Raw genomic sequence first — 3,116 nt, forward strand, 5'->3', positions numbered from 1 at the left:
GCCGGTGCCGAGATCCGGGCCGACTCGTTCGTGCACGGGATCGAGCTGGACGCCGCGGGACGCGTGTGCGCCGTGGTCTACACGAGCGGCGGAGTGGAGCACCGGCAGCGCTGCTCCACCCTGTTCCTCTGCGCGGGCGGCGTCGAGACGCCCCGGCTCCTCCTGCACACCGGCATCGCGAACAGCAGCGGCCAGGTGGGCCGGAACTTCCTGGCGCACGGGGCGACCCAGGTCTGGGGCACCTTCGAGAACGAGATGCGCGGCTACCGCGGCTACCCCTCCTCGGTGATCACCGAGGACACCGTCCGCCCGGCCGACGCCGACTTCGCGGGCGGCTACCTGATCCAGAGCCTCGGAGTGATGCCGCTGACCTACGCGACGACGCTCGCCCGTGGCGCGGGACTCTGGGGCCGCGATCTGATGGACGCGCTCGACGGCTACCGCTTCGCGGCTGGCGTCGGGATCAACGCGGAGTGCCTGCCCGCCGACGGCAATCGGCTGGAGCTGACCGACGAGCTGGACGAGCACGGGGTGCCGAAGGCGCGCATCACGTTCTCGGCGGGCGCCAACGAGGAGGCGATCGACCGGCACGCGATCCGGACGATGACCGCGATCGTGGAGGCGGCCGGCGCGACGAGCACGCGGGTGATGGCGCGCACGGCGCACACGCTCGGCACCGTGCGGATGGGCACCGACGCGGGCGACGCCGTGATCGACGCGGACGGCCGCAGCTTCGACGTGCCGAACCTCTGGGTGTGCGACAACTCGGTGTTCCCGAGCGCGCTGATCGCGAACCCGGCGCTCGCGACGATGGCGCTCTCGCTGCGGACGGCGGACCGCTTCCTGGCGGCGTAGCGTCGTGGCGGCGGGACGGCTGCGGTGCGGCTGCGGGGCGGGACGACGGGCGAGGTGCTCCTCCGCGTCGCCGACTGACCGCGCGTGCCCGCCTGGACTGCTCGCCCGGACTGCGCACCCCGCCGGAGCAGCCGCGGGGCGGTGCGGGGCGACAGCGCAGTCAGTCCCGATTCGCGCTGCCCGAACGGCGGGCCGACGCGACGGCGTGTGACGGCGGTACGGCGCGCGCTGAGCCGCCGAGGTGCTGGATCGTGGTGCCGAACGGCGGCATGCCGCACCGCGGCGGCACGGCCCTGGTGTCGGCACGGCGTCAGGCGACGGTGCGGCCCCGGTGACGGTCCGCGCCTCAGCGGCAGTGGTGCGGCGGTGGTGCGACGGTGCGGCCGCGTGAACCCGAGCGAAGGCGCAGATCCGAGCGTCAGCGGCGCGGCGGTAGGTCGCTGAGCACTCGCCTCCGAGCGACAGCACGGCCCGATCACCAGTGCGAACCCGCGCAATGCGCCGAACCCGCCCGACGGCCGATTCCCTCAGGGGTGCACGGCAGCATGGCAGAACGCAGAACGTCAGCACGTCAGCACGTCAGCACGTCAGCACGGCAGCGTGTCAGAACGGCGGCGGCCGGTCCGCGAACCTCGGGGTCGCGGGCGGGCCTGGACGGAGCCGTTCCTCGAGGCCCGGCGGGCGCGTGGTGATGCGGCGGCCGGTGGGGGTGGTCCAGTCGGCGGTGCCGTCGGGGTGGAGGACGTAGGTCCAGCGGTCGCCGTGCCGCACGTGGTGATGGGCGACGCAGAGGCTGGCGAGGTTGGCGGGGTCGGTGCCGCCGCCGTTTCGCCACTCGACGACGTGGTCGGCCTCGGAGCCCGCGGCGGAGCGGGTGCAGCCGGGGAAGCGGCAGGTCACGTCGCGGAGCTGGAGGAGGAGCCGCAGCTCGCGGTGCGGCAGTCGGCGTGTGCGCCCGACCGAGAGGACGGCGCCCGTCCGGGGCTCGGTCAGCACGCGGGTGACGGTCGCGGGGACGAGGCTCCGGGCGACGTCTGCCGGGATCGGGCCGTAGCCGTCGAGCTCGGCGGAGGCGTCGTCGGCGCCGGACGCGGTGCTCGCCGACAGGGTGACCCGCACCTCGGCGCGCACGCCGGTGACGAGGGTCGGAACGGGCCGGTCGGCACCGACCGGGTCGGGCACCGTGCCGATGACGTCCGCCTCGCAGAGGAGGTCGGCCAGAGCGTCGGCTCGCAGCTGGGCGAGGGTCCGCTCGTCGCCCGCTCCGGAGATCGCGTCGACGTCGCACGCCCCGGTCGTCCCGCTCGCCTCCGCCCTGCAGGAGCCCGCATCCGTGGCGGCAGGCGGCTCCGCCCCCGCCGGCCCCTCGGCGCCGTCGCGGAGGATCCGGGCGATCCGGTCGAGGCGGCTGTACGCCCCCACGGCGACCGGGGCGGGGAGGAGGGCGCAGAGCGTCGCCATGCCGTCGACCTCGGGGGTCAGCCAGACCGCACGGTCCTCGCGTGCACGTCGGTGGCGCTCGGCGAGGGGCTGCTCGTGGAGCTCCTCCCGCAGCCGCGCCAGAGCGCGCCGCAGCTGGGTCGGCGTGGTGCGGGCCGCGAGCTCGGCCGCCCGCGTATCGAACGCGGCGCGGGAGCCCGGAGGCAGGGTGGCCGCGACGGCGCAGACGACCTGGCCCGCCTCCCACCGCAGGCGCGCCCCGGCGAGGGCGGCGCGGGTGGCCGGCAGGTCTTCGACGAGGAGGCGCGCGTGGTCGAGCTCGCGGGAGGCGACCCGCTCGGAGACTCCGAGGGCGACGGCGAACTCCGCACGGATCGACCGCTCGGCGAGGTCGCTCGACGCGTGGGACGCCGAGCCGCGGGCGAACGACTCCGGACGCTCGAGCGCGGCCCGGTGCCCGGCGTGCAGCTCCTCGGCCGCGGCCAGGAGCAGCGGGGACGCCGAGCGGGCCAGCGCCGCGGCTCGGTCGCCGCGAGCACGCACCTCGCTGAGCACCGCCTCCGCTGCTGTCGACCCGCTGATCATCGTCATACGTGTATTCAATCAGCGACCACCGACACGGAAGCGACGGATCGTCATATCCGTGGAGAACCGGCGTGAGGCCCTCCTGTGGAGGGAGGGATCACCGCAGCCGACGCCGCACATCCCCGCCGTCCTCGGGGCGGCGCGCGCAGGACACCGGCGCAACACCCCGCCACACGCACCGCCACACGCCCCCCGCTCACGCGAACCGCACCGTCACACGCCCCCGCACACCCGAA

General features: G+C 75.4%; 2 protein-coding genes. One reads left to right on the plus strand and one right to left on the minus strand.

Annotation, left to right across the window (positions count from 1 at the left end; all coding sequences use genetic code 11):
- The coding region (locus C5D04_RS17570) for a GMC oxidoreductase (RefSeq protein WP_146087904.1) at nt 1–855 on the plus strand (855 nt) is incomplete at its 5' end.
- A 603-nt stretch (nt 856–1,458) separates the two neighbouring features.
- On the opposite strand, the gene C5D04_RS17575 is transcribed toward C5D04_RS17570, so the two are convergent.
- Complete coding sequence (locus tag C5D04_RS17575) at nt 1,459–2,886, minus strand: HNH endonuclease signature motif containing protein (RefSeq protein ID WP_104348135.1); 1,428 nt, start codon at nt 2,884–2,886, stop codon at nt 1,459–1,461.
- Between the last annotated feature and the right edge of the window lie 230 nt (nt 2,887–3,116).

Origin of the sequence: Rathayibacter sp. AY1D2 (genome assembly GCF_002932695.1) — a bacterium.
Lineage (GTDB): Bacteria > Actinomycetota > Actinomycetes > Actinomycetales > Microbacteriaceae > Rathayibacter.

What these genes read in the sequence shown, in the direction of transcription:
- C5D04_RS17575 (WP_104348135.1), bottom strand. Translation starts at nt 2,886, where the DNA reads ATGACGATGATCAGCGGGTCGACAGCAGCGGAGGCGGTGCTCAGCGAG.